Raw genomic sequence first — 20,350 nt, forward strand, 5'->3', positions numbered from 1 at the left:
CAAATCCGAAAGGTCAGGTCGAAATGGGCTCGATCAACTGCGGGCCGCTGGCGCGATTTGAGTTGACCTCCACCCCAACTCTATGAAATTGCAATACTTCTTCACCCCCCGGCTGCATCAGCCGGGCGGCGCCATGGCCCGCCTCGCCCAGCCAGAGCGGCCAGTCGGCGGCTTCGAGAATCAGCGGCATGCGATGGTGGATCTGTGCCATGTTCCGGTTGGCGGCGGTGGTGACGATGGCGCAGGTGGGGCGGCGGTCTTCGCCCTGACCCCAGTCCTGCCAGATGCCGGCGAAGGCGATGGGCGCACCGTCGCGGCGATGGATATACCAGGGCAGGCGTTTGCCCTCGGCATCCTTGGTCCATTCATAGAAACCGGTCGCCGGGATCAGGCAGCGGCGGTGGCGGCAGGCGTCGCGAAAGGCCGGTTTCTCGGCCAGGGTCTCGGCCCGTGCATTGATCAACAAAGGCCCCGAATTGACCGTTTTGTACCAGTGCGGAAGGAAGGACCAACCGTTTTGTACAAGCTCCCGGCCCCCCTCGACTGAGCGAATGACATGCACCTGATTGGTCGGGCAGACGTTGTAATTGGGCACCGGCGGCAGGTCGTTGGCGGGGCGCGCCTGGAACAGGCGCGCCATCGCGTCGGTGGGCAGGGTGATGGCAAAACGTCCGCACATGGACGCCAGATTACGAGGCCGCCTGCACCTTGGCCAGCGTCGCCTGAACGATGCCTTCGGCAGACTGCCAGGCTGGCAGCGCCTCGACCGCGGCGATCCAGCGCTGGATATTGGCAAAGCCGTCCAGCGGATAGTGGCACTGCGCGCGCAGGCTGAGGATGCAGGCGACCGAGATGTCAGCCAGCGTCACCCCGTCGCCCACCAGCCAGTCGCGCCCGGCCAGATGGGTGTCGAGCACCGCCCCGTATTTGGCGGTCTGCGTGGCGGCAGTGTCGAGATCGGCATCCATCTGACCAAAGATATGGCGGCTGATGAAGGGCGAGAGCGCGGGCGTCCAATGTGCCGTCTCCCAATATTGCCAGCGCAGGATGTCATAGCGGATGTCGGATTTCGGCCAGAGCGGCGTGTCGACCTCGGCACAGAGCCGCGCCATGATGGCGTTCGATTCCCACAGCGTGCCGCCGTCCGCATATTCGAGCACCGGCACCTTGGCATTGGGGTTGAGGGCGACAAAGCCGGGAGCGTGCTGCTCGCCGGTGGCGAGGTTGACCATTTCAAGCGGCAGGTCCAGACCCAGATGGGCGTTGACCACAAGCACCTTGCGGGAGTTCGGAGACGGGGGAAAGACATGCAGTTTCATGGGTCACCTTTTATTTAACTCTTTTGTTAATTAACCTATCGCTCTGCCCTGCGTCAACCCGCTTGTCCTTGGGGCGTGCGGCCATTGCGGCGCCGCGTCTTGCACCGTAAACCTGTGCCCATCCCGCATCAGAGGCAGGTTTCGATGCAGAACGACATCTCGCAGGCGCTGCGCGCCGTCCAGGGCGGCGATTTCCGCACCGCGCAGCGGCTGGCCCGCAAGGGGCTGAAGGCTGACAAGGCGCATCCCGGCTGGATGAACATCGCCGGGATCGCCGAATGCGGCATGGGACGACCCAAGGCGGGGTTGCCGCATTTCCAGCTGGCGCTGAAACTGGCGCCCAATTTCCACGAGGCGCGGCGCAATCTGGCGCAGACCCTCTTTTTGCTGGGGCGGGCCGAGGAGGCGGTGGGGCATTTGCGCCAGATGACTCGGGCAAACCCGCAGGACGATGTCGCCTGGGCGCTGTTGGCACAGGTCGAGATGGCGCGGGACGATGGCGCGGCGGCGCGGACGGCAGTGGACCGGGTCATAGCCCTGCTTCCGGGGCAGGCACGCGGGCATTTGCTCAGGGCGCGGCTTTTGGGGCAGATGGGCGAGGAGGCCGAGGCGCTGGCCGATCTGGAACGGGCGGCAGAGCTGGAGCCCAACAATATCGAGGCGCAGATCGCGCTGTCGCTGCCGTTGGCGCGGGCCGACCGGCCCGATGCGGCACGCGCGGCGGCGGAACGGGCCGTGTCACTGGCCCCGGGCCATGTTCCGGCCCGGTTGGCGCTGGCGATGCGGCTGGTGGAACAGGGAGAGACCGAGGCCGCAAAGGAACAGTACCGGGCGGTGCTGGAGATCGCGCCCGGACAGGCCGAGGCGCTGGAGCAACTGGCGCAGATCAATTCAGGCGCGGAAAACGCGGTGCTGGCCCCGCAGGTGCTGTCGGCGCTGAAGAACGTCGATGACAACGGACCCGCCAGGGGGCAGTTGCATTTTGCGCTAGCCCGGATTGCCGGGCAAGCGGGCGACGAGGACGGGTTTGCCAAACACCTGACCCGGGCCAATGCGGCGATAGCGCGGCTGATGCCCTATGACGCCGGGGCCGACACGCGGCTGAGCGAAGCGCTGATGGCACGGTTCGAGCCCGGCGCGGAAGGCGACGGGCCGGGCGACGGAGTGGCGCCGGTCTATGTGCTGGGCCTGCCCCGGTCGGGTACCTCGCTGACCGAGGCGATGCTGGGCGCGCATCCGGCGGTGCGCCCCCTGGGCGAGCGGATCGCGCCGGGGCGGCTTCTGGGGCCGCTGATCGACGGCGGGCTGCCGTTTGATGCAGGCGCACGGGCGGCATTCCGGCAGGGCGAGGCCGAGAGCCTGCCCGCCCTGCCCGAGGGCACCCGGTTCTATACCGACAAGATGCCGGAGAATTACCGGCTGACCGGGTTCCTGCTGGCGGCACGGGCGGATGCGCGGGTGATCCACCTGCGGCGCGACCCGCGCGATGTGGCGCTGTCGCTGTGGCAGGCGCATTTGGCGGGATCGGCGCTGAACTATGCCTATGACCTGCGGGGCATGGCGCATCGGTTCAACCTTTACGCCCGGATGATGGCCCATTGGCATGCGGTGTTCCCGGGCCGGATCCTGGATCTGGCGTATGAGGACCTGGTGGCGGATGTGGAGGGCGCCAGCCGTCGGCTGGCGGCGCATCTGGGGCTGGACTGGGTGCCCGAAATGGCGCGGCCCGATCAGGCGGCGGGACAGGTGCTGACGCTGAGTGCCAATCAGTTGCGCCAGCCGGTGCACGCGCGCTCGGTCGGCAAATGGCGCAAGCATGCGGTCCTGCTTGCGCCGTTTATCGCGGGGCTCGATCCCCGGCTCTGGCCCGAGCTGGGCTGAGCCAGGGCCTGACCGTTACTTCTTGACGATGCGGCCGTCGAGATAGGGCTGGTAGGGCGCGTTGGCGGCGAGGTATTCCGCCGTCACATCGGCGAGGTCGGGGCCGAAGTCATAGGCGTTCTTGTCGTCGCCCGAGAACATCGCATAGCCGTCGCCGCCGCCCCGGACAAAGTTGTTGGTCACCACCAGATAGCTGGCCGCCGGGTCGATCGGCACGAAACCGTCCTCGCTGGCGACCATCACCTCGACAATGCGGCTGCCGGGGGCCTGGGCACTGTCCCAAGTATAGGTGAGGCCCGAGACCTGCGGGAAGCGGCCCCCAACCGCTTCGACCTCGCTGACGCCGTTTTCCAGCGCCTCGACGATCAGGGCGCCGGTGGCCTCGAAGGTCGACAGCGTGTTCTGGAACGGCAGCACGGTCAGCACCTCGCCCATGGTCACGTCGCCCGCGTCGATCGAGGCGCGCAGCCCGCCCGAATTGGCGATGGCGATGGTGACACCCTGATCGGCGACGCGGTCCAGCATGGCGTCGGCCACGAGGTTGCCCATCTGGCATTCCTGCACCCGACAGACATCGCGGTTGCCCTCGATGACTTCGGCGGCGCTGGCCACGACCTTGTTGCGGATCTCCTCCAGCGGCACCGCCAGTTCCTGGATGCGGGCGACCGTGGCTGTATCCTCGGCCACGGCGGCGTCCATGATCAGCGGCTCGCCCACCGCCTCGGTCACGTTTCCGGCGTCATCAAAGGTGACGTTCAGCTCGCCCAGGAACTTGCCATAGGCATAGGCCTGCACGATCTGCACGCCGTTGACCACGGTTGGATAAGGGCCTGCGGCCTTGTCGGAACTGTTCGACAGATAGGTGTTGGAATGGCCGCCCACGATCACATCCACGCCGGTTGTTTCCGCCGCGACCCGCTGGTCGGTGCCATAACCCGAGTGGCTGAGCACGATGATCTTGTTCACCCCTTCGGCGGTCAGCCGGTCAACCTCGCCCTGCACGGCCGGAACCGGGTCGGAGAACGTGACGTTCGGGCCGGGGCTGGCCAGTTCGTGGGTATCCTCGGGCGTCAGGCCGATCAGGCCGATCTTTTCGCCGCCCATTTCGATCACCGTCGATTTCAACAGCTTGGTGGCGAGCAACTCCTCGGCGCTGTAATCGGCGTTCGACATCAGGACGGGGAAATTCACCGCATCCATGAAGCCGCGCAGCACCTCGGGGCCGTCGTCGAATTCGTGGTTGCCCACGGTCATCGCGTCATAGCCCAGCTTGTTCATGAACTCGGCCGCGACCTTGCCCTTGTAATAGGTGTAGAACAGCGTTCCCTGGAACTGGTCGCCGCCATCGACAAGGATGGAATGGCCGGCGCGGGCGCGGGCGGCCTCGACCGCGGTCACCAGACGCGCGGTGCCGCCAAAGCATTTGCCCTCGGTATTGTCCTCGGGCTTGCAGCCACTGTCGTACTTGCTGATCGGCTCGAACCGGGCGTGGAAATCATTGGTGTGCAGAATGGTCAGCTTGTAGTCGGCGGCAGCCATGCCCGAGGTCAGGCCCAGCGCCGCGACCGAAGTCAGAAAACGGGTGATCATCGAATTGCTCCCTGTTGTTATTGTCCGTGATGGTGCGCGCGGAATTGAGCGGAGTCAAAGGTCTCGTGAGGGAAATCGCGCTTGATTCCTCCCCCTGCCCAAGGCATCACCAGGCCATGCTGATCTACAAGATTTTCCGGGCCGACGAATGGGCGGCGCTGACACGTGACAGCCAGAGCGCCGGGGCGCCGGTGGACCTGGCTGATGGGTTCGTGCATTTCTCGACCGCCCAGCAGGCGGCCGAAACGGCGGCCAAGCATTTTGCAGGAGCCGAGGGGCTGGTTCTGCTGGCCTGCGAGGCGGATGCCATGGGCGAGGCGCTAAAATGGGAAGTGTCGCGCGGCGGCGCGCTGTTTCCTCATCTTTACCGCGAATTGCGGCTGTCGGATGTGGCCTGGTCGCAGCCGCTGCCGCTGGTGGACGGGGTGCATCAATTCCCGCAGGAGATGACATGACAGGCTATATCGACCCCGACCGCGCCCAGTTCGAGGCGTTCAAGGCGCTGGATCGCGACCACCCCATCGAGATGCTAAACCTGGTGAAGTTTCGCGACCGCGCTTTGTACCCCGAAGGCCAGGCGCTGGCCAATGCCGGGCTGAGCGGGGCGGAGGCCTATCGCAACTATGGCCGCGACACCGCGCCGATCATCGCGCGGCTGGGCGCTTCGATAGTCTGGCGCGGCACGTTCCAATCCGTGCTGATCGGTCCCGGCGACGAGGTCTGGGACGAGATGTTCATCGCGCGCTACCCCAATGCCCATGCGTTTCTAGAAATGGTGACCGACCCCGCCTACAGGCAGGCGGTGATTCACCGGCAGGCGGCGGTCGAGACCTCGCGCCTGATCCGCACCAAACCCGGCACAGGGGGCACAAGCTTCGGATGAAGATGATCGAGAAGTTGGGGCTGGCGGCCCTGCACCGGATGGACCCGGAAACCGCGCATGGCCTGTCGATCAAGGCGTTGAAAGCGGGGCTGGTGCCCCTGCCCGGCCCGGTGACCTCGCCCCGGCTGCGCACACGGGTGGCGGGGCTGGACCTGCCCAACCCGGTGGGGCTGGCGGCAGGCTTTGACAAGAATGCCGAGGCGCTGGCGCCGCTGGCGCGCGCCGGGTTCGGGTTTATCGAGGTGGGGGCAGCCACGCCGCGCCCGCAGCCGGGCAACCCGCGCCCGCGCCTGTTCCGCCTGACCGAGGATCGCGCCGCGATCAACCGGTTCGGGTTCAACAATCAGGGGATGGAGGCGATTGCCACGCGGCTGGCCAAGCGTCCCCGTGATGCGGTGATTGGCCTCAACCTGGGGGCCAACAAGGACAGCACCGACCGGCCCGGCGATTTCGCCCGCGTGCTGGCCCATTGCGCCGCGCATCTGGATTTCGCGACGGTCAACGTCAGCTCGCCCAACACCGAGAAGCTGCGCGACCTGCAAGGGCGCGCGGCGCTGACGGCGCTGCTTTCTGGCGTGATCGAAACGCGCGATGCACTGGCCCGGCCGATCCCGGTGTTCCTGAAGATCGCGCCAGATCTGAACGAGGCCGAGATCGCGGATATCGCCGCCGTGGCGCGCGATACGGGTGTGGATGCGGTGATCGCCACCAACACCACCCTGTCGCGCGAGGGTCTTCTGAGCGCCCACAAGGGCGAGGCGGGCGGGCTGTCCGGCGCGCCGCTGTTTGACAAATCGACCCGCGTTCTGGCGCGGCTGTCGGCGCTGACCGAAGGGACGATCCCGTTGATCGGCGTGGGCGGCATCGGCAATGCCGAACAGGCCTATGCCAAGATCCGCGCCGGCGCCTCGGCGGTGCAGTTCTATACCGCGATGGTCTATGGCGGCGTGGCGCTGGCGGCTGAGATCGCGCGCGGGCTTGATGCGCTTTTGGCGCGCGACGGCTTCGCCTCGGTGACCGAGGCGGTGGGAACCAAAAGAGAGGACTGGTTGTGATCGAATACTGGCACAATCCGCGCTGCTCGAAATCGCGGCAGGGCTTGGCATTGCTCGAAGAGCGCGGCGCCGAGATCGACGTCCGGCGTTATCTGGAGGAGGCGCCGAGCCTGGAGAAATTGCGCGCAACCCAGGCGGCGCTGGGGGTTCCGGCTATCGACATGATGCGCACGGGCGAGGCGCGGTTCAAGGAACTGGGTCTCAGCAAGAGCGACCCCGACGACGTGCTGCTGGCCGCCATGGCCGAAAACCCGTTGCTGATCGAACGGCCGCTGGCGATCAAGGGAGACCGGGCGGTGATCGGTCGCCCGCCCGAGGATCTGCTCAGCCTGCTGGACTGACCGCCGCGCGCTCCAGCGCTGGATAGCGCAGGCCCAGCGTGATCCCGCGCGCGACAAAGGAAATCGTCAGCGCCATCCACAGGCCGTGATTGCCGTATGGCTCGATCAGCAGCCAGACGGCGGTGAAATAGATCGCCGCCGAGAGTGCCATCATGTTGCGCATGTCGGCCGAGCGGGTGGCACCGATGAAGATGCCGTCGAACATCACCAGCGCCAGGATCAACAGCGGTGCCGCCACCATCCAGGCCAGGTAGTCGCGGGCTGCCAGCTGCACGCTCGGGTCCTTGCTCATCACGTCGATCAGCCAGGGGCCGAGTGCCCAGAACACCACCGACAACAACAGTGCCAGCACCAGCCCCCAGAGGCTGGTCATCCAGGCCGCGCGCCTGAGTCGGGCCACGGCTCCGGCGCCAAAGGCCTGACCCACCAAGGATTCCGCGGCAAAAGCAAAGCCGTCCAGCGCATAGCCGGTGATATGCACGAATTGCAGCAGCACCTGGTTGGCGGCCAGCGTCACGTCGCCGAACCGCCCGCCAAGCAACAGGAAGCTGACGAAAATCGCCTGGAGCAGCATCGAGCGGATCAGGATGTCGGTGTTGACCACAGCCATGCGGCGCAGGCGGGCGGCCTCGAACACCCGCGCCCAGTCGCGCCAGCGCGGGTTCAGGAAGGCATCGCGGCAGAGCCAGAGGCCAAAGGCGAGCCCGGTCCACTCGGCCAGGAAAGTGGCAAAGGCAACCCCGTTCACCCCCCAGCCGAGGCCAAGGACGAACCACAGGTCAAGACCCATGTTGAGCCCGTTCATCCACAGTTGCAGCACCAGCACCGCGCGGGTGCGCTCCAGCGCGATGAGCCAGCCAGTGATACCGTAGATCGCGATGGCGGCGGGGGCCGACCAGATGCGGATGGACATGTAGCCGCGCGCCAGCGTCTCGACCTCGGCGCTGGCCGGGCTGATGGCCAGCGCGCCCCAGTAGATCGGCAGTTGCAGCAAAATGAGTGCGACGCCGCCCGCCACGCCGATCATCAGCGAGCGGGTCAGCAGGGCCGCAACCTCGCCCTCGTGCCCTGCGCCGTGCGCCTGCGCGGTCAGCCCGGCGGTGCCCATGCGCAGAAAGCCAAAAATCCAGTAGATCGCCGACAGGATGATCGCGCCGACGCCAACGGCGGCGATGGGTGCGGCCTGGGGGATCTGGCCCACTACGGCGGTATCGACCGCGCCGAGGATCGGCACGGTCATGTTGGCCAGCATGATCGGAACGGCGATCTTCAACACCCGCTGGTGCGTGATCGGGGCGGCCTCGGACATGCGCCGCTCAGCTTTCGGGGCTGGGGTCCTGCGGCATCAGGAAATGCCCGCTCCCCTGCGCATAAAGCTTGTCGTGGTGATCTTGCCAGGCCTCGACCCGGACCGAGGCGTAGCGCCGCCCGGCCCGGCTGATCGTGGCGCGCGCATAGGCATCGCGCGGCAGGCCGGAGCGCAGGTAGTCGATGGTAAAGTCGATGGTCTTGGGAAAACGCATATTCTCGTCAGTCAGAATATCCTCGGGCGCCAAATCGCCACTTTCGATCCGCTCGAACAGATGCGCCCAGCTGAGCGTGATCACCGCCGTCACCTCAAGAAACGCCGCCGTCACCCCGCCATGGATGGCGGGCAGGAATGGGTTGCCGATCAGCTTGTCGTCGAAATTCAGAACACCGGTCAGCTCGTCCCCGCGCCGGTCGAAGGTGATGTTGAGAAAGCGGATATAGGGCACGCCGCTGACCAGCGCGTTCAGCGCCGCATCGCGGCGCTGCTTGACCACCTGCATCGGTTCGGGACGTTTGCGGGTCATCAGCGCCCCTCCACGGTAAAGGACCCGGCGGCGGTGGCCACCGGCCGGTCTGTATCGTCGTCGGTGGCCACGGCGCGCACAAAGGCGACGTTGCGGGTGATGTGATAACAGGTGGCGCGGGTGGTGATCGCCTGTCCGGGCGTGGCCGCGCGCATGTAGTCGATCCTGAGGTCGATTGTCGCGGTGCCGCCGGGGGCGGCCGGGTGGCTCATCACCGCTGCGCCGCAACAGGTGTCCATCATCGCCGAAACCGCGCCGCCATGGATGACGCCAGTCCGGGGATCGCCCACCAGATCGGCGTTATAGGGCATGGTTATGACAGCCTCTCCCTCGGCGATATGGGTCAGATCGAGGCCCAGCGCCTTGGCGTGCGGTATCGCCTGAATGAACTGCCGCGCGAGTTTTGCCTTGTCGGTCATGACTTACAGATCCTGCCTTGGGTCTGGCCCTTTATGATCAGGCCGCGACATAAAGGGCAAGCCCGCCTGTTGCGCTGTTATTCGCAAGACCCTAGGTTGCGGGCGAGGAGATTGGCCATGACCGATACGCGTTTGTCATTCAAGGAGATGTGCGCCGAGTTCGACGTGACGCCGCGCACCTTGAGATATTACGAATACATTGAACTGTTGCAGCCCGACCGCGAGGGCCGCGCGCGCTTTTACGGGGCCCGCGAACGCGCCCGGATGAAACTGATCATGCGGGGCCGCAGATTCGGCTTTCCGCTGGAGGAAATTCGCCAGTGGCTGCTGATCTACGAGGATGAGGGCAACCAGGCGCAGATGGCGGCCTTTGTCGAGATGGCCGACCGGCAGATGAACGAGCTGCGCCAGCAGCAGATGCAGCTGGAAGAGGCCATGACCGAGTTGCAGCAACTGCGCGAGCAGGCGATCCGCAGTATCGGGTGACCCCGCGATGAACTTTTCGTCAGGCGCCCTGTCCGGCCATTGATTGCGACCGGCAGAGCGCGCAAGCTGACCCGGCAAGGAACCGGCATGTCCGGTTCCGTTGACCGGAGAAGCTGCATGACCGCCTGTTTCCGTCTTTTGTTTCTTGTCTCTTCCCTTGTCGGCCTGTCGGCCTGCGACGTAGGCCCAAACGGCTATGGCACCGCCCCGCCCGGCGTGTCGCAGGCGGATTGGGATCGCCAGGTCCAGGCTGAACGCGAGGCCAAACGTGCCCGGTACCGGGGGCCGCGCGGCGGTGCGACCGGGCGGTGAACCCCCGGTCGGCCGCATGCGTGTTTCGCGCGGCCGGATCACGGTTCCTGGCCGGTTTCGCGCTCAATTCGATTTGATCCCACGTCACGCCGCAAAGTGACGTAGCGTTTGAGTTACGTAAACGTCAACTGAATGTTGTAAACGGTCTGCAAGCTGTCCAAATCAACGCCATGACGCCAGCGATGAGAGTTTGAACCGATGACCGAAGACCTCATGTCCATCCGCGAGATGTGCGATGCCTATGACGTGACCCCGCGCACGCTGCGGTTTTACGAAGCCAAGGAATTGCTGTTCCCGATCCGGGAAGGCCAGAAACGCCTGTTCACCAAACGCGACCGCGCTCGGCTGAAACTGATCCTGCGCGGCAAGCGCTTCGGCTTCAGCCTGGAACAGATCCGGCAGTTGCTGGACCTTTATCACATTGGCGACCAGCAGCACATGCAGCTGAGCCGCACCTATGACATTGCACGCGAGCGCCTGGCTGATCTGGAAGCGCAGCGCGACGAGCTGACCGAGGCGATCGAAGACCTCAGGGAGCAGCTGCGCTGGGGCGAGAAGGTGATCGCCTCGATGAAAGACGCCGAGAAGGCGGCGGAATAACCCGCCGCTTCTCCGACCACAGATATCCGACTTACGACTTCAGGGAGCCGTTACATGCCCATCTATACCGCGCCGACCAAGGATTCGCAGTTCATCCTGCACGAAGTGCTCAAGGTCTCGGAATCCGACATTCCCGGCTATGCCGAACTGGACCCCGAATTCACCGGCGCCGTGCTGGAAGAAGCCGGCAAGATCGCCTCGAACGTGCTGCACCCGCTGAACGCGGTGGGCGACACCGAGGGGTGCCGGCTGGAAAACGGCGTGGTCTATACCCCTACTGGCTTCAAGGAGGCCTTTGAACAAGTCAAGGAAGGCGGCTGGACCGGGCTGGACATGCCCGAGCAATATGGTGGCCAGAACATGCCCTATGTGATCGGCACCGCGGTGGGCGAGATGTTCTCGGCCTCGAACCAGGCCTTTACCATGTATCAGGGCCTGACCCATGGCGCCGCCTCGGCGATCCTGGCGCATGGGACGGACGAGCAGAAGGATACCTATCTGCCCAAGATGGTGTCCTGCGAATGGACCGGCACCATGAACCTGACCGAACCCCATTGCGGCACCGACCTGGGCCTGATGCGCACCAAGGCCGAACCGCAGGCGGATGGTTCCTACAAGATCACCGGGCAGAAGATCTTTATCTCGTCGGGCGATCACGACATGGTCGACAATATCGTGCATCTGGTGCTTGCCAAGATCGTGGGCGGCCCCGAAGGCATCAAGGGCGTGTCGCTGTTCATTGTCCCGAAGTTCATGGTTAACGAGGATGGCAGCCTGGGCGCACGCAACGCGGTCTCGGTCGGCAAGATCGAGGAAAAGATGGGCATCCACGGCAATTCGACCTGTGTGATGAACTATGACGGCGCCACCGGCTATCTGCTGGGCGAGGAACACAAGGGCATGCGCGCCATGTTCACCATGATGAACGAGGCCCGGCTGGGCGTCGGCATGCAGGGCCTGGCCCAGGCCGATGCCGCGTACCAGAACGCCCTGGAATATGCCAAGGACCGGCTTCAGGGCCGCGACGTGACCGGGGCCAAGAACCCCGATGGCCCGGCCGATCCGCTGATCGTACACCCCGACATCCGTCGCAACCTGATGGACCAGAAGAGCTTCACCGAGGGCGCCCGCGCCTTCATCCTGTGGGGCGCCACCATGATCGACGCGGCCCATCGCGCCGGCGACAAGGATGCCGATGGGCTGGTGTCGTTGCTGACACCGGTGATCAAGGGCTTCCTGACCGATCAGGGCTATGACATGACCGTGCAGGCGCAGCAGGTCTATGGCGGCCATGGCTACATCGAGGAATGGGGCATGTCGCAATACACCCGCGACGCCCGCATTGCGATGATCTATGAGGGCGCCAATGGCGTGCAGGCGCTGGATCTGGTGGGCCGCAAACTCGCCCAGGACGGCGGCAAGCACGTGATGGCCTTCTTCGAGCTGGTCAAAAGCTTCTGCAAGGACAACGCGGGCCAGGACGAGGCCTATGACAAGGCCTTCACCGAACCGCTGAAGGCAGCATCCAAGGACCTCCAAGCAGCGGGTATGTATTTCATGCAGAACGGCATGAAGAACCCCAACAATGCGCTGTCGGGGTCCTATGACTTCATGCACATGTTCGGCCATGTCTGCCTGGGCCTGATGTGGGCGCAGATGGCCAAGGCAGCGCGTGACGCACTGGATGGCGGCGCCTCGGATACCGCGTTCTACGAGACCAAGATCGCCACCGGCCGCTATTACATGGCCCGCCGCCTGCCCGCCACCGCCCTGCACTTGGCCCGTATCCAGACTGGCGCCGACACGGTCATGGCGCTGGACGCCGCCAACTTCTAAACCAGAGGTGGGCAGGAATGCCCACCCTACCCCGCCTTGATGGGAGGACCTGGATGCCCAAACGTTTCCGCCTGACCCGCCGTTTCCCGGTCGCGATGACCGAAGATGGCTTTCGCCGCCTCAAGGCGTTCAGCAAGGACGCCGGTCTCGACGAAGGCGAAGCGCTGTCGTTCCTGTTCGAGAATTTCAACAGCGTGATCAACGAGGAGAACCTGATCCACCGGCTGCGCCTGTTCAACGCCGAACTCGACGACCGCAAGCGGTAAGAGACGCCTTCGGCGAGAGTATTTGCAGCGGAATGAAGAACACGCGTGTCCACCCCGCCCTCCGACCCGACCGCCAGGCGGAACGCAGGCGGGACGGCGGGGCTTCACTCCGCGCGGCCATCGGCTCTCCAGCCTGTACCGCAGCCGAAAACAAACCAGATTAACCTTAATGCCCGGTAAAGAGGCCCCTGCTTCATTTCGCCGGAAATACTCCACGGGGGTGCGGGGGTGTGAAACCCCCGCCGCGACATTGGCCTAAGGGAGGCGACGATGACGATCAAACTCTACTGCTTCGGAGAAAGCGGCAATTCCTACAAGGCGGCGCTGGCACTGCAACTCTCTGACCTCGACTGGGAGCCGGTCTATGTCGACTTCTTCGGAGGTGAGACCCGCACGCCGGAATACCGCGCCAATATCAACGAACTGGGCGAGGCCCCAGTGCTGGTGGATGGCGATTTCCGCACCAGCCAGTCGGGCTGTATCCAGGCCTATGTGACGGAAAAATCGGGCAAGTTCGGCGGCAAGACCCGCGAGGAGAACTATGACATCCTGCGCTGGGTGCTGTGGGACAACCACAAGCTCAGCTCGATGGCCGGGCTGACCCGTTTCCTGATGAACTTCCTGCCCGAGGACAAGCGCCCGCAAGAGGTGATCGCGTTTAACCAGGGTCGGCTCAAAGCCGCCTATGCCACGCTGAACGCCCATCTGGAGGGCCGCGACTGGATCGTGGGCGATGGCGTCACCAATGCCGATCTCAGCTGCTGCGGTTATCTCTACTATCCCGAGCCTTTCGGTTTCGACCGTGCCGAATGGCCCAATATCGACGCCTGGTTGGGCCGTATCTCTGCCCTGCCCGGCTGGAAACACCCCTATGACCTGATGCCCGGCAATCCGTCGGATCGAGCTTGAGGAGACCACTATGACCGAAGCTTACATTTATGACGCCCTGCGCACGCCGCGCGGCAAGGGCCGCAAGGACGGCGCGCTGCACGAGGTGACCTCGGTGCGTCTGTCGGCGCTGACGCTGAACGCGCTGAAAGAGCGCAACAATCTCGAAGGCCACGCGGTCGAGGACGTGATCTGGGGCAATGTGACCCAGGTGATGGAACAGGGCGGCTGTCTTGCGCGTTCGGCGGTGCTGGCCTCGGACCTGGATGAGCGTATTCCGGGCCTGGCGATCAACCGCTTTTGCGCGAGCGGCATGGAGGCGGTCAACCTGGCCGCCAACCAGGTCAAGGGCGGCGCCGGTGATGCCTATATCGCTGGCGGGGTCGAGATGATGGGCCGTGTGGCCATGGGCAGCGACGGTGCCGCCATCGCCGTCGATCCGACCCTGGCGATTGACCGGTATTTCGTGCCGCAGGGCATTTCGGCCGATATCATCGCGACCGAATACGGCTTCACCCGCGACCAGGCCGACGCGCTGGCGATGGAGAGCCAGCGTCGCGCCAAGGAGGCCTGGGACGAGGGCCGTTTTGCCAAGTCGGTCATCACTGTGCGCGACCAGAACGGCCTGCCGATCCTGGATCATGACGAATACATGCGTCCGGGCACCGACATGCAGTCGCTGGGTGGCCTCAACCCCGCCTTCCAGATGATGGGCGAGCAGATGCCCGGGTTCGACAAGGTGGCGATGCTGAAGTACCCGCATCTGGAGCGGATCAACCATATCCACCATGCCGGTAACTCCTCGGGCATCGTGGATGGCGCTGCTGGCGTGCTGATCGGCAACAAGGCATTCGGCGAGAAATATGGGCTGAAGCCGCGCGCGCGCATCAAGGCCACCGCCAAGATCGGCACCGATCCAACCATCATGCTGACCGGCCCGGTGCCGGTGACCGAGAAGATCCTGGCGGACAACGGCATGAAGATCGGCGATCTCGACCTGTTCGAGGTGAACGAAGCCTTTGCGTCGGTCGTCCTGCGCTTCCAGCAGGCGTTCGATGTCGATCCCGCACTGGTCAACGTCAACGGCGGCTCGATCGCGATGGGTCACCCGCTGGGCGCCACGGGTGCGATCATCATCGGCACCCTGCTGGACGAGCTGGAGCGTCGTGATCTGGAAACCGGTCTGGCAACGCTCTGCATTGCGTCTGGCATGGGCGCGGCCACCATCATCGAACGCGTGTAAGGAGAGAACACATGGCTGATTTCAAATACTCCGTAGACGCGGACGGCGTCGCCTTCATCACCTGGGACGCCGAAGGCAAATCCATGAACGTGATGACCCGCGAAGCTTTTGAGCTGGTCGACGGGCTGGTCGATCAGGCGCTGGCCGATGACGCGGTCAAGGGTATCGTCGTCACCAGCGGCAAGTCAGACTTTGCCGGGGGCATGGACCTGAACACGCTGGCCGTAATCCGCGAGGAAGCGGGCGACAACCCGGCCCAGGGCCTTTTTGACTTTGTCATGGGCGGCCACCGCATCCTGCGCAAGCTGGAACTGGCGGGCATGGACGCGAAGACCAAGAAGGGCGGCAAGCCGGTGGCCTGCGCCATCAACGGCACCTGCGCCGGGATCGGCACCGAGATCGCGCTGGCCTGTCATCACCGAGTGATGACCAACAATCCCAAGGCCAAGATCGGCCTGCCCGAGATCCTGCTGGGCATCTTCCCCGGCGGCGGCGGCACCATCCGCTATTCCCGCATGGTGGGCGCCATGGCGGCGGCCCCGGTGCTGCTGGAAGGCAAGATGATGGACCCGGCCAAGGCCAAGGGCGCGCAGATGGTCGATGCCCTGGCGGATGATCCGGTCGCCGCGGCCAAGGAATGGGTTCTGAACGCCAAGGATGCCGACCTGGTCAAACCCTGGGACGCCAAGGGATACAAGATGCCCGGCGGCGCACCCTATCACCCGGCGGGCTTCATGACCTTTGTCGGCGCCTCGGCCATGGTCAACGGCAAGACCCAAGGTGCCTTCCCCGCCCCCAAGGCACTGCTGAGCGCGATCTACGAGGGCGCGCTGGTCGATTTCGACACCGCGCTGCGCATCGAGGCACGCTGGTTCACCCATGTGCTGATGAACCCCTCCTCCTCGGCCATGATCCGCAGCCTCTTCATCAACAAGCAGGCGCTGGAAAAGGGCGCAGTGCGGCCCAAGGACATCCCCGACCAGCGGGTCAAGAAGCTGGGCGTGCTGGGCGCGGGCATGATGGGCGCGGGCATCGCGTTGGTCAGCGCGCAGGCGGGCATGGAGGTCGTTCTGATCGACCGTGACCAGGCCGCCGCCGACAAGGGCAAGGCCTATACCGAAGCTTACCTCGACAAGGGGATGAAGCGCGGCAAGGTCACCGCCGAAAAGAAAGAGGCGATGCTGGGCCTGATCACCGCCACCCCGGATCTGGACGCGCTCAAGGGCTGTGACCTGATCATCGAGGCGGTGTTCGAGGATCCGGGCGTGAAGGCCGAGATGACCAAGAAGGTCGAGGCGATCATCCCCGAGGACTGCATCTTTGCCTCCAACACCTCGACCCTGCCGATCACCGGCTTGGCCAAGGCAAGCGTGCGGCCCGAGCAGTTCATCGGCATCCACTTCTTCTCGCCGGTCGAAAAGATGCTGCTGGTCGAGATCATCAAGGGCAAGGAAACCGGCCCGCGCGCGGTGGCCAAGGCGCTGGATTACGTGCGCCAGATTCGCAAGACCCCGATCGTGGTCAATGATGCGCGCTTCTTCTACTGCAACCGCTGCATCATCCCGTATGTCAACGAAGGCGCGCGGATGATCACCGAGGGCGTGTCGCCGGTGCTGATCGACAATGCGGCGCGGCAGCTGGGCTTCCCGGTGGGGCCGATCCAGCTGACCGACGAGACCTCGATCGACCTCGGCGCCAAGATCGCGCGGGCGACCAAGGCGGCGATGGGCAATGCCTATCCCGAAAGCCCGGCTGACGACCTGATCTTCTGGATGGAAGAGCTGGGGCGGTTGGGCCGCAAGGCCAACGCGGGCTTCTTTGACTATGACGACAAGGGCAAGCGCACCGGCTACTGGAAAGGCATGCAGGACAAGTACCCGCTGGCCGAAGAGCAGCCCGACCTGATCGAGGTTCAGGAACGGCTGATGTTCGCGCAGGTGCTGGAGGCGGTCCGCGCGCTGGAAGAAGGCGTGCTGGAAGACATCCGCGAAGGCGACGTGGGCGCCATCCTGGCCTGGGGCTTTGCGCCCTGGTCGGGTGGTCCGCTGAGCTGGCTCGACATCATCGGCACGCCTTATGCGGCCGAACGCTGCGACCAGCTGGCGGCAAAATACGGCCAGCGTTTCGCCTGCCCGCCGCTGTTGCGCGAGATGGCCGACAAGGGCCAGACCTTTTACGGGCGTTTCAACCCCGAAGCAAAATCGGCGGCCTGATCTGTCAGGATGACAAGCATGACCGGCGCTCCCGCAAGGGGGCGTCGTTTTGCTTTATGGGTATATCAGGGCGGGTCAAACCGGCTTGAAGTAGGCAATCTTTTCGTAGATCACGCCTTCGTCGCCGACCTTGAGAAGGGCAGATCCGCCCACGTCCGTGCCGACGAATTTCCACCAGGCCCAACGCAGAATGTATCCGTCACGATCCGCGGCAAGTTCGTCGGAAACTTCGTAACGGCCCGTGCCACCTATGGATTTCATGCGATCCTCCCAGCTGAGCAGGTAATCCGCAAAGCTTTCCCTGGTTTTCGGCTAGGGGACCATGCCATCATACCAGAGATAGCCGGGCGCGGCGGCACGCATTGCACGCGCCGGATCCATGGACTGCACGCCCGCCAAATACTCAGCCAAGAGGGCTCGTCTTTTTTGGGGATTGCCGGTCATGCCCGTAGGTACTCCCGAAATGCGATTTCAAAAAGCGCTGATCCAAGGGGGAGGTGATTTCCGTTCCTACGGATCGCCACCGCCCCATTGGCCGTTACATGGCGGCGGTGCGCGGCGTGATCTGCTGGCGGATCTGTTCGCCGACCGAATGGCGGGCGCGCTCCATGTCGTGTTCCAACTGCAAACGCACCCAGAAATCTCCAGCGGTGCTGAAATAGCGGGCCAGCCGCAACGAGGCCTCGACCCCGATCGGAGAGGTCCCGGCCAGCAGGTCGTTCACCCGGCCTTCGAGCAGGCCGGTGGCCAGCGCCAGTTCCCGGGGTGATATTCCGAGCGGATCGAGGTATTCCTCTTGCAGGACACGCCCCGGCGGCGGGCACATGAAGACAGGTTTCGGTTTTTGCGCGTCCGGCGGCAGGATCTGCACTTCGGTAGCAAATCCTGCCGCCTTCCATGCCTCTATACCGCCCTCCATATGGACGACATCGCGATGGCCCTCTTTCAGCAGCATCTTTCCTGCCGCTTCGGACCGTTTGCCGACTGCGCAATGCAGGACGACCTTCTTCTCGGGTACTGAAGGGAAAAGTTCGGGATCGAAGCTGGACAGGGGCAGCAGTAGGGCGCCCGAGATGTGTTCAACCTCATACTCCGAGGTTTCCCGGACATCGACCAGGAGGATCTCGTCGTTTTCCAGCCAGGCGTTGACCTGTGCGGCATCGGCGGCCGTAACTGTGGCTTTGGCGGTCTCGGTCACTTCGGCACTCCTTGTCATCTTTTCCACATGGCGGTTGGGAAGGGTTGTGCAATTTGGTGGGATGCCACCAGTCTTCCTCTGCGTCAACATACTGGCTGAGCTGGCAGCAGGCAGCACCCGTGGTGTCCCGGCAGGCAGATCACTCCGGCATTCCGGCGCGGCGGAGACCTTCCAGGTATCTGTGGCGATCCTCGGTTCTCACGAAACGCACCCGTTCGGCTTCTTCGGCCAGCGAGAACTTGGGTAGCGCGGCAAGAACTTCCTCTGCCTCCCATTCTGCGTCTTCTATGCGATTCAGCAATCCAAGAATCGAGATGTAGAGCAACCGCCCCTGCTGGAAATTGTTGTTTCGCTCCAGCACGGTCTCAAGGATCGGCAGCGCCATGTCATATTCCTGTTTCACGAAATAGGCGATCGTCAGACCGTAGGAATAGACGTATCCATGCTTTGGGCTCAGCTGCATGGCGTTTTGGATGGCTTCAATTCCTTCGTCAGGTTTCCCGGAATAGGCTAGAAACATTCCGAGCAGCACGTAGCCATCTGCAAAGTTGGGATCTAAAGCAATGGCTTTGCGGAGTTCGGCAACTCCCTCGTCTATTTTCCTTTGGGATCCATAGACCTGCGCAAGAGACATGAATACCTGTGGCGAACGAGAATTCAGTGCCAGCGCCGCACGGGCGTATTTGATCGCCTGGTCCTGGGACCGGACCGTGTCACCCGACCAACCGAAGGTCGCATCAATTGCGTAGGTGAGCGCCAATCCCGCATGCGCCCTGCCGAAGGAAGGGTCCAGATCGATGGCCTTTTGGAAATTTTCACGCGCCTCGGCGTTCGATTGCGGTGAATAGACGTTTACGCGCGCTTGACCCTTTAGATAAAGATCATAGGCTTCCGGATCGACCTTGTAGGCTTCACTTAAACCTGCCTGCTCTGCCGTTGTCAGGGTTACCGAAAGCGCGGAGACGATCTTGTGTGTCACCTCATCCTGTAAGGCGAATACATCAGCCAAGCCACCGTCATACCTGTCAGCCCAAAGATGCCCCTTGGTCTTTGCGTCGATCAACTTGACATTGATGCGTACCTGATCGCCAGAACGCCGCACGCTGCCTTCGAGCATGTAGCGAACCTCAAGCTCTGCCGCGATCTCCTCGATGGGCATTGCGTGTGATTTGTATTCAAAGGTCGAGTTTCGTGCGATTACAAAAAGGCCGGACAGCTTGGACATTTCCGTGATCAGGTCGTCGGTTATGCCGTCAGCGAAATACTCCTGATTCGGGTCGCCGCTCAGATTTGCAAAGGGCAGCACGGCGATTGAAGGTTTCTCCTCCGGCTGGATTAAGGCAACGGCACTGGCAGGTCGGTCCTGACCGAAATAGGAGAATACCACAAGCCCACCCCGCTAAGGAACACCGTCAGCAGCGCGAGGCCGATTGTGGCCCTAACCCTCTGCCCCATCATCGTTGCAGGGACAGGAGGCGCCACTGGTGTGGAAAGATTGTCCGCTTTCTGGTCCATGCCGATTTTGAACACCCGGATGGGGCGGCCGATATTCTTAACAGCGACCTCGCCGATATCGACGAAATTGAGATCCAGCTTATCGCGAACCTGTTCGTAAGCAGAACGAGACATGCAAATGCCGCCCGGCTCGGCTAGCGCTTCCAGCCTAGCGGCGACATTCACACCGTCCCCATAGATATCGTCTTCTTCGATGACGACGTCTCCAAGGTTAATTCCCAGTCAAAATACGAGCTGAGGATCATCCGGGCGTTCAGCATTTCTGTTCCGCATTGCGGTTTGAACATCAACTGCAAAGGTCACTGCATCGACGAAGCTCGGAAACTCCATCAACGAGCCGTCGCCAATCAGCTTGACCGTGCGGCCATGGTGTTGTTTTGCCTTGGGTTGGAAAAGTTCGCGCCTGTGCCGTTGCAGCTCAGCCAGAGTACCGGTCTAGTCAATTTCCATCAGACGGGAATAACCGACGA

Annotated in this window: 23 protein-coding genes; 13 read left to right on the top strand and 10 right to left on the bottom strand. The window is 63.6% G+C overall.

From position 1 onward, the window contains the following. Nucleotides 1-13: 13 nt before the first annotated feature. Together OEZ49_RS14930 and OEZ49_RS14935 are read right to left on the bottom strand one after the other, a co-directional pair. Entirely contained in the window at nt 14-679 is a 666-nt protein-coding gene (locus OEZ49_RS14930; protein WP_263389062.1) for an SOS response-associated peptidase, read from the bottom strand. Nucleotides 680-689: 10 nt separating this feature from the next. Then, complete coding sequence (locus tag OEZ49_RS14935) at nt 690-1,319, bottom strand: glutathione S-transferase family protein (RefSeq protein ID WP_263389063.1); 630 nt, start codon at nt 1,317-1,319, stop codon at nt 690-692. A gap of 144 nt (nt 1,320-1,463) precedes the next feature. Between OEZ49_RS14935 and OEZ49_RS14940 the strand changes: the two genes are divergently transcribed. Next, nucleotides 1,464-3,200 (top strand): tetratricopeptide repeat-containing sulfotransferase family protein, encoded by a 1,737-nt coding sequence (locus tag OEZ49_RS14940; RefSeq protein ID WP_263389064.1) that lies wholly within the window; start codon nt 1,464-1,466, stop codon nt 3,198-3,200. A gap of 15 nt (nt 3,201-3,215) precedes the next feature. Here the strand turns inward: OEZ49_RS14940 and OEZ49_RS14945 are convergent, their stop codons facing one another. After that, entirely contained in the window at nt 3,216-4,790 is a 1,575-nt protein-coding gene (locus tag OEZ49_RS14945; RefSeq protein WP_263389065.1) for a bifunctional metallophosphatase/5'-nucleotidase, read from the bottom strand. A 116-nt stretch (nt 4,791-4,906) separates the two neighbouring features. Here OEZ49_RS14945 and OEZ49_RS14950 point away from each other — a divergent pair, with 116 nt between their 5' ends. Genes OEZ49_RS14950 through arsC form a run of 4 tightly spaced genes read left to right on the top strand, consistent with a single transcriptional unit; the run spans nt 4,907 to nt 7,069 of the window. After that, a complete protein-coding gene (locus tag OEZ49_RS14950) occupies nt 4,907-5,245 on the top strand; it encodes a DUF952 domain-containing protein (RefSeq protein WP_263389066.1) in 339 nt (112 codons plus the stop codon). Next, nucleotides 5,242-5,673: a DUF1330 domain-containing protein gene (locus tag OEZ49_RS14955; protein WP_263389067.1), complete on the top strand. Its 432-nt coding sequence runs from the start codon at nt 5,242-5,244 to the stop codon at nt 5,671-5,673. The genes OEZ49_RS14950 and OEZ49_RS14955 overlap by 4 nt, the downstream gene beginning before the upstream one ends. Next, on the top strand, nt 5,670-6,728 hold the full coding sequence (locus OEZ49_RS14960) for a quinone-dependent dihydroorotate dehydrogenase (protein ID WP_263389068.1): 1,059 nt from the start codon (nt 5,670-5,672) through the stop codon (nt 6,726-6,728). Before OEZ49_RS14955 ends, OEZ49_RS14960 begins: the two co-directional genes overlap by 4 nt. After that, on the top strand, nt 6,725-7,069 hold the full coding sequence (arsC, locus tag OEZ49_RS14965) for an arsenate reductase (glutaredoxin) (protein WP_263389069.1): 345 nt from the start codon (nt 6,725-6,727) through the stop codon (nt 7,067-7,069). The genes OEZ49_RS14960 and arsC overlap by 4 nt, the downstream gene beginning before the upstream one ends. Here arsC and OEZ49_RS14970 read toward each other — a convergent pair. The 3 genes from OEZ49_RS14970 to OEZ49_RS14980 are packed head-to-tail and all read right to left on the bottom strand — an operon-like array spanning nt 7,053 to nt 9,323. Beyond that, on the bottom strand, nt 7,053-8,378 hold the full coding sequence (locus OEZ49_RS14970) for an MATE family efflux transporter (RefSeq protein WP_263389070.1): 1,326 nt from the start codon (nt 8,376-8,378) through the stop codon (nt 7,053-7,055). The two genes, arsC and OEZ49_RS14970, sit on opposite strands and share 17 nt — an antisense overlap. A 7-nt stretch (nt 8,379-8,385) precedes the next feature. Then, a complete protein-coding gene (locus tag OEZ49_RS14975; RefSeq protein WP_263389071.1) occupies nt 8,386-8,904 on the bottom strand; it encodes a PaaI family thioesterase in 519 nt (172 codons plus the stop codon). After that, the gene (locus OEZ49_RS14980; RefSeq protein ID WP_164131982.1) at nt 8,904-9,323 is read right to left on the bottom strand and encodes a PaaI family thioesterase; all 420 of its coding nucleotides are present in this window, start codon (nt 9,321-9,323) and stop codon (nt 8,904-8,906) included. Before OEZ49_RS14980 ends, OEZ49_RS14975 begins: the two co-directional genes overlap by 1 nt. Before the next feature lie 117 nt (nt 9,324-9,440). Here OEZ49_RS14980 and OEZ49_RS14985 point away from each other — a divergent pair, with 117 nt between their 5' ends. The 8 genes from OEZ49_RS14985 (at nt 9,441) to OEZ49_RS15020 (ending at nt 17,167) form a co-directional block, all read left to right on the top strand. Then, a complete protein-coding gene (locus OEZ49_RS14985; RefSeq protein WP_164131983.1) occupies nt 9,441-9,809 on the top strand; it encodes a MerR family transcriptional regulator in 369 nt (122 codons plus the stop codon). A gap of 117 nt (nt 9,810-9,926) precedes the next feature. Further along, nucleotides 9,927-10,121 (top strand): hypothetical protein, encoded by a 195-nt coding sequence (locus OEZ49_RS14990; RefSeq protein WP_263389072.1) that lies wholly within the window; start codon nt 9,927-9,929, stop codon nt 10,119-10,121. Nucleotides 10,122-10,319: 198 nt separating this feature from the next. Beyond that, nucleotides 10,320-10,721, top strand: coding sequence for a MerR family transcriptional regulator (locus tag OEZ49_RS14995; protein WP_263389073.1), 402 nt, complete (start codon nt 10,320-10,322; stop codon nt 10,719-10,721). 54 nt (nt 10,722-10,775) lie between these two features. After that, on the top strand, nt 10,776-12,557 hold the full coding sequence (locus tag OEZ49_RS15000) for an acyl-CoA dehydrogenase C-terminal domain-containing protein (RefSeq protein ID WP_263389074.1): 1,782 nt from the start codon (nt 10,776-10,778) through the stop codon (nt 12,555-12,557). A 53-nt stretch (nt 12,558-12,610) separates the two neighbouring features. Next, the gene (locus OEZ49_RS15005; RefSeq protein ID WP_263389075.1) at nt 12,611-12,823 is read left to right on the top strand and encodes a hypothetical protein; all 213 of its coding nucleotides are present in this window, start codon (nt 12,611-12,613) and stop codon (nt 12,821-12,823) included. Nucleotides 12,824-13,093: 270 nt separating this feature from the next. Then, nucleotides 13,094-13,732 carry a glutathione S-transferase family protein gene (locus OEZ49_RS15010; RefSeq protein ID WP_263389076.1) on the top strand — a complete coding sequence of 213 codons (639 nt, stop codon included), beginning with the start codon at nt 13,094-13,096 and terminating at the stop codon, nt 13,730-13,732. A gap of 10 nt (nt 13,733-13,742) precedes the next feature. After that, complete coding sequence (locus tag OEZ49_RS15015; RefSeq protein ID WP_263389077.1) at nt 13,743-14,954, top strand: acetyl-CoA C-acetyltransferase; 1,212 nt, start codon at nt 13,743-13,745, stop codon at nt 14,952-14,954. An 11-nt stretch (nt 14,955-14,965) separates the two neighbouring features. After that, nucleotides 14,966-17,167, top strand: a complete 2,202-nt coding sequence (locus tag OEZ49_RS15020; RefSeq protein WP_263389078.1) for a 3-hydroxyacyl-CoA dehydrogenase NAD-binding domain-containing protein — start codon at nt 14,966-14,968, stop codon at nt 17,165-17,167. Between the two features lie 75 nt (nt 17,168-17,242). Here the strand turns inward: OEZ49_RS15020 and OEZ49_RS15025 are convergent, their stop codons facing one another. The 4 genes from OEZ49_RS15025 to OEZ49_RS15040 all read right to left on the bottom strand — a co-directional run bounded on the left by OEZ49_RS15025 (nt 17,243) and on the right by OEZ49_RS15040 (nt 20,102). Continuing rightward, entirely contained in the window at nt 17,243-17,428 is a 186-nt protein-coding gene (locus OEZ49_RS15025) for a hypothetical protein (protein ID WP_263389079.1), read from the bottom strand. Between the two features lie 277 nt (nt 17,429-17,705). Further along, nucleotides 17,706-18,383: a HigA family addiction module antitoxin gene (locus tag OEZ49_RS15030; protein WP_263389080.1), complete on the bottom strand. Its 678-nt coding sequence runs from the start codon at nt 18,381-18,383 to the stop codon at nt 17,706-17,708. Nucleotides 18,384-18,504: 121 nt separating this feature from the next. Then, nucleotides 18,505-19,752, bottom strand: a complete 1,248-nt coding sequence (locus tag OEZ49_RS15035; RefSeq protein WP_263389081.1) for a tetratricopeptide repeat protein — start codon at nt 19,750-19,752, stop codon at nt 18,505-18,507. After that, on the bottom strand, nt 19,701-20,102 hold the full coding sequence (locus OEZ49_RS15040) for an adenylate/guanylate cyclase domain-containing protein (protein ID WP_317853177.1): 402 nt from the start codon (nt 20,100-20,102) through the stop codon (nt 19,701-19,703). Before OEZ49_RS15040 ends, OEZ49_RS15035 begins: the two co-directional genes overlap by 52 nt. Between the last annotated feature and the right edge of the window lie 248 nt (nt 20,103-20,350).

The organism is Ruegeria marisflavi (genome assembly GCF_025673445.1).
In the GTDB taxonomy this organism is placed as follows: Bacteria; Pseudomonadota; Alphaproteobacteria; order Rhodobacterales; family Rhodobacteraceae; genus Ruegeria_B; species Ruegeria_B marisflavi.

Excerpts from the sequence above, each read along its gene's own strand:
- OEZ49_RS14930 (WP_263389062.1), bottom strand. The coding sequence starts at position 679 with ATGTGCGGACGTTTTGCCATCACCCTGCCCACCGACGCGATGGCGCGC.
- OEZ49_RS14935 (WP_263389063.1), bottom strand. The coding sequence starts at position 1,319 with ATGAAACTGCATGTCTTTCCCCCGTCTCCGAACTCCCGCAAGGTGCTT.
- OEZ49_RS14940 (WP_263389064.1), top strand. The coding sequence starts at position 1,464 with ATGCAGAACGACATCTCGCAGGCGCTGCGCGCCGTCCAGGGCGGCGAT.
- OEZ49_RS14945 (WP_263389065.1), bottom strand. The coding sequence starts at position 4,790 with ATGATCACCCGTTTTCTGACTTCGGTCGCGGCGCTGGGCCTGACCTCG.
- OEZ49_RS14950 (WP_263389066.1), top strand. The coding sequence starts at position 4,907 with ATGCTGATCTACAAGATTTTCCGGGCCGACGAATGGGCGGCGCTGACA.
- OEZ49_RS14955 (WP_263389067.1), top strand. The coding sequence starts at position 5,242 with ATGACAGGCTATATCGACCCCGACCGCGCCCAGTTCGAGGCGTTCAAG.
- OEZ49_RS14960 (WP_263389068.1), top strand. The coding sequence starts at position 5,670 with ATGAAGATGATCGAGAAGTTGGGGCTGGCGGCCCTGCACCGGATGGAC.
- OEZ49_RS14970 (WP_263389070.1), bottom strand. The coding sequence starts at position 8,378 with ATGTCCGAGGCCGCCCCGATCACGCACCAGCGGGTGTTGAAGATCGCC.
- OEZ49_RS14975 (WP_263389071.1), bottom strand. The coding sequence starts at position 8,904 with ATGACCCGCAAACGTCCCGAACCGATGCAGGTGGTCAAGCAGCGCCGC.
- OEZ49_RS14980 (WP_164131982.1), bottom strand. The coding sequence starts at position 9,323 with ATGACCGACAAGGCAAAACTCGCGCGGCAGTTCATTCAGGCGATACCG.
- OEZ49_RS14985 (WP_164131983.1), top strand. The coding sequence starts at position 9,441 with ATGACCGATACGCGTTTGTCATTCAAGGAGATGTGCGCCGAGTTCGAC.
- OEZ49_RS14990 (WP_263389072.1), top strand. The coding sequence starts at position 9,927 with ATGACCGCCTGTTTCCGTCTTTTGTTTCTTGTCTCTTCCCTTGTCGGC.
- OEZ49_RS14995 (WP_263389073.1), top strand. The coding sequence starts at position 10,320 with ATGACCGAAGACCTCATGTCCATCCGCGAGATGTGCGATGCCTATGAC.
- OEZ49_RS15000 (WP_263389074.1), top strand. The coding sequence starts at position 10,776 with ATGCCCATCTATACCGCGCCGACCAAGGATTCGCAGTTCATCCTGCAC.
- OEZ49_RS15005 (WP_263389075.1), top strand. The coding sequence starts at position 12,611 with ATGCCCAAACGTTTCCGCCTGACCCGCCGTTTCCCGGTCGCGATGACC.
- OEZ49_RS15010 (WP_263389076.1), top strand. The coding sequence starts at position 13,094 with ATGACGATCAAACTCTACTGCTTCGGAGAAAGCGGCAATTCCTACAAG.
- OEZ49_RS15015 (WP_263389077.1), top strand. The coding sequence starts at position 13,743 with ATGACCGAAGCTTACATTTATGACGCCCTGCGCACGCCGCGCGGCAAG.
- OEZ49_RS15020 (WP_263389078.1), top strand. The coding sequence starts at position 14,966 with ATGGCTGATTTCAAATACTCCGTAGACGCGGACGGCGTCGCCTTCATC.
- OEZ49_RS15025 (WP_263389079.1), bottom strand. The coding sequence starts at position 17,428 with ATGAAATCCATAGGTGGCACGGGCCGTTACGAAGTTTCCGACGAACTT.
- OEZ49_RS15030 (WP_263389080.1), bottom strand. The coding sequence starts at position 18,383 with ATGACAAGGAGTGCCGAAGTGACCGAGACCGCCAAAGCCACAGTTACG.